Source organism: Amycolatopsis sp. SID8362, from assembly GCF_010550475.1.
Lineage (GTDB): Bacteria > Actinomycetota > Actinomycetes > Mycobacteriales > Pseudonocardiaceae > Amycolatopsis > Amycolatopsis eburnea.
The window spans coordinates 1-4,194 of the sequence record NZ_JAAGNB010001171.1 but is presented as its reverse complement, the minus strand read 5'-3'; the positions used below and the strand labels follow the sequence as shown (position 1 = coordinate 4,194).

Genomic DNA, 4,194 nt, shown 5'->3' with positions numbered 1-4,194 from the left:
GTCCTGGCCGCGCTGGCGGTGGTGCTCGCCGGCGGCCGGGTCGGCGGGCGACGGGCGTGGGGCGCGTGGGGACTGCTCGCGGCCGTGTTCGCCGTCGACGTCGCCCTGCTCGCGCTGACCCGGCTGCGGGAAGTCGGCCCGTCGGCAGGCGACGATCCGCGGTACGTCGCGGATCTGGCGCTCGTGGCCGCCCTTTGTGGAGCGTTCGCTTTCCTGCCACCGGGAGAAGTTACGCCGTCCGGCGGAAAGCGTGAACGGCCGATCGCGCTAGCGCTGTGCGTGCTTTTGCTCGCCAGTTCGGCTTTCGGGTTCTCGCGGCTGGCCCCGGCGTTGCGGTTCGAGCACTCGGGGCAGTACGTCGGGAACGTGCGCGCCGCCGTCGGCGAGGACCCGGACCTGGTCTTCTACGACACCTTCGTGCCGTCGGACGTGGTGCACGAATGGTTCGGCGCGGACTCCCGCGCGTCGCGGGTGGTCGGCCTGCTGCCCGGGACGCGCTTCGACCAGCCCACGAGCCGGATGCACCTGCTCGACGCCACCGGAACGCCGCACCGGATCACCGGCGTGGACCCGGTTTCCCGCGGCGTCCCCGGCCCGGTGCCGAACTGCGGCTACGCGATCGGCGAAACCCCGGTGCGCGTCAGCCTCGACAAACCGGTGCTGGGCAGGCACTTGCTCAAGCTCGACTACTACACATCGGACGGTGGTGAGGGCCTGGTGGACCGCACGCCGGTCTGGTTCCAGGCCGGGCTGCACTCGCTGTACCTGCCGGTGGACGGCCTCTTCGACAGCGTCGCCGTGCGCCTGTCCAGCCCGGGCGCGCCGGTCTGCGTCGCCAAGGCCGAGGTGGGGAAACCGATTGCTCAGTAGGGGTCGTACGGGCTGTCGTGGCCGAGCAGGCGCGCGACCGGCCGCAACCGCAGGCGCAGCAGCACCTTCAGCACGACGTTGCGCAGGAACCACGGCAGCTGTGCGGCCACCCGCAGCCGATCGCGAGCGGACGGTGGCGACAGCCGGAACCGCGCCAGCGACGTCGCCCGGTCCAGGTAGGTGTACCGGCGTCCGAAGAGGACCTTCGCGATCGTGCCGAGCGTGACGCCGATCGAGGAAAAGCAGTCGTGGACCAGGATCTCCGCACCCGGCGGCAGGTGCGCCGACCAGCGCAGGTCGTCGGTGTAGGTCCAGTAGTCGTGCTTGCCGTCGATGTAGAGCAGCTGGATGGGGCGGTCCCAGTGCGGGCGCAGTGCCGTGCTGTACCCGGCGACCAGTTCGACGACGTCGTCGAGGCCGGCCCGGCGGATGTTGCGCTCGAACAGCTGGCGTGTCGGGGATCCGCCGAAGAGGCGGCCGTCCACGAAGGGGTCGACCGCGATCACAGTGGCGCCGACGGTGCGGGCCGCCGCGCCGAGGACGATCGTCGACCGGCCCTGGTGGCTGCCGATTTCCAGGACGACGTCGCCCTTTTCCAGCCGGCACGCGGCGTCCCACAGCGCTTCGCCCTGCGCGCGTGTCATCCAGCCCTTGACCGGCTCGGCCAAGGCCCAGGCATCTTCGAACGAGATGGCGCACCTGCCTGAATTCGGGAGGATCGTCGGCACATGGTAGCCAGGTTTCCGCCTAGTATCTACCGGATGGTAACCGGCACCCGCGAACGAACCCGGGACGACGCCCCACCTTCCGGGCGCGTCCGGAAGGGCGCGTTCTTCCGGCGGCCGAGCACCTGGATCGTGCTGGCGCTGACCACGTTGTCGTTCCTGCAGATGCCGGGGAAGACGACGTTCGACACCAAGCTCGACCTCGCCGTCGACCCGCTCGCGTTCCTCGGCCGCGCGCTGCACCTGTGGAACCCCCAGGCCACGGCGGGGGAGCTGCAGAACCAGGCGTACGGCTACCTCTTCCCGATGGGCCCGTTCTTCGCGCTGTGCCAGGCCGTCGGCGTGCCCGCGTGGATCGCGCAACGGCTGTGGGGCGCGCTCCTGCTGTCGGCCGCGTTCGGCGGCGCGCTGCTGCTGGCGCGCGCGATGAAGATCGGCTCCGAGCGCACTCGGCTGATCGGCGCGCTCGGCTACGCGCTCGCCCCGCGCATGCTGACCGAAATCGGCGGTCTGTCCGCGGAAATGCTGCCCGCCGTGCTGCTGCCGTGGGTGCTGGTGCCGCTGGTGCGGGCCGGGACGATCGGGTCGCCGCGGCGCGCGGCCGGGCTGTCCGCGCTGGCCGTGCTGTGCATGGGCGGCGTCAACGGCGCGATGGTCGTGATGGCGCTCGTCCTGCCCGGGCTGTGGCTGCTCACGCGCAAGTGGACGCGCACGCACGTCGAGCTCGTCCTGTGGTGGTTCGTCTTCGTCGTCGGCGTGACGCTGTGGTGGATCCTGCCGCTGCTGCTGCTCGGCGAATACAGCCTGCCGTTCCTCGACTACATCGAGTCCGCGACGAACACCACCGCGCCGATGTCGCTGTTCGAAGTGCTGCGCGGGACCAACCAGTGGGTCGCCTACGTCGTGCAGGGCACGCCGTGGTGGCCCGGCGGCTGGTCGCTGATCGACAACCCGGTGCTGATGCTCGCCACCGGGCTCGTCGCCGGCGTCGGCCTGTTCGGGCTGACCCGGCGCGGCCTGCCGGAGCGGCGGTTCCTCGTGCTCGGCGTGGTCACCGGCCTGACGCTGCTGACCATCGGCTACGTCGGCACGCTCGACAGCCCGGTCGCCGAGCAGGTCCGGCACCTGCTCGACGGGCCACTCGCGCCGCTGCGCAACGTCCACAAGTTCGAGCCGGTGCTGCGGCTGCCGCTGATGCTCGCGTTCGCGCACGGCATCTCGAGCCCGGTGAAGTCGGCGCGCCGGTTCGTGCGGCCCGCGCTGGGCCTGCTGCTGGTGCTGGTGATGGCCGCGCCGGCGTGGCTGCTGAACCTGCGGTCCGGGCCGGGCTGGGACGAGGTTCCCGGCTACTGGTACGACGCCATGGGCTACGTCGCGAAGGCCGACCCGAACGCGCGCACGCTGCTGCTGCCGGCCACCGGGTTCGGCGAGTACGACTGGGGCCGCACGGTCGACGAGCCCGCGCAGGCGATCGCGAAGAGCCCGTGGGCGGTGCGCAACCAGGTCCCGCTCGGGTCCGAAGGCAACACGCGGCTGATGGACTCCGTGGACGCGGCGCTCGCCGACGGCCGCGGCGATCCCGGGCTCGCCGCGCTGCTCGCGCGGTCGGGGTACCGGTTCCTGTTGTTGCGCAACGACATCGAGCGCGAGCGGACGAACGCCCCGCCGATCGCGACCCTGCGCGCCGGGCTGGCCGGCTCGCCGGGCATCGCCAAGGCGGCCGAGTTCGGCCCGCTCGAGGTCTACCAGGTGCAGCGGCCGGTTCCGCTCGCCACCGCGACGTCCACAAAGGACGTGCCCACGGTGAGCGGCGGCCCGGAGAACCTGCTGCCGCTGATCGACTCCGGGCAGCTCGACCCCTCGACGCCGGCCGTGCTCACCGGCGACGGCGGTTCGGCCGGCGGTCCGCGCCTGGTGACCGACGGCCTGCGCCGCGCCGAGCGGAACGTCGGCGGCGTCCGGGACAACCTCAGCCAGACGCTGACCGCGGGCGAGGCCTACCGCCAGCAGCGCGCGGCGGGCGACGTGCTGCCGTTCCCGGGGCAGGAGCACCAGACCGTGGCCGCCTACCGGGGGATTCGCGCGGTGACGGCGTCCACGGCGGCGTCCTTCGCGGACGCGTTCGGCGGCTCCGACCCGGGCCACCAGCCGTTCGCCGCGATCGACGGCGACCCGCGCACGGCGTGGCACTCGTCGTCGTTCACCGGGCCGATCGGCCAGTGGCTCGAGGTCGAGCTGGACACCCCGCGGCTGGTCAACTCGGTCGACCTGCAGATGGTGGACGACATCCGCGTCGGCTGGCCGCCGACCCGGATCCGGATCACGACCGACAACGGCTCGGTCGACCAGCAGGTGATCCGCGGCGCGGGCACGCACAACTACAGCGTCGCGGGCGGGGTCACCCGCAAGGTGCGGGTCACGCTGCTGTCGCTGGTGGTCGGGCGCCAGGACGGCAACGTCGGGATCGCGGAGCTGAAGATCCCCGGTACCGAGCCGCAGCGCGCCCTGGAGGTGCCCGCGGACCTGCCGGCCGGCCCGGCGCCCGGCTTCGCGTTCACGCGCGGCGCGTCACCGCGGTACGCGTGCCTGCCGGTGCGCG

The 4,194-nt window shown here is 72.5% G+C and carries 2 protein-coding genes and 1 pseudogene; 2 read left to right on the top strand and 1 reads right to left on the bottom strand.

All coding sequences use genetic code 11. From position 1 onward, the window contains the following. A pseudogene (locus G3I65_RS36690) lies at positions 1 to 870 on the top strand (hypothetical protein); the annotation flags it as partial. Here the strand turns inward: G3I65_RS36690 and G3I65_RS36685 are convergent. After that, a complete protein-coding gene (locus G3I65_RS36685; protein WP_160700166.1) occupies positions 864 to 1,538 on the bottom strand; it encodes a class I SAM-dependent methyltransferase in 675 nt (224 codons plus the stop codon). The pseudogene G3I65_RS36690 and the gene G3I65_RS36685 sit on opposite strands and share 7 nt — an antisense overlap. A gap of 93 nt (positions 1,539 to 1,631) precedes the next feature. Between G3I65_RS36685 and G3I65_RS36680 the strand changes: the two genes are divergently transcribed. After that, on the top strand, positions 1,632 to 4,194 hold a 2,563-nt coding region (locus tag G3I65_RS36680), incomplete at its 3' end, for an alpha-(1->3)-arabinofuranosyltransferase (protein WP_160700165.1).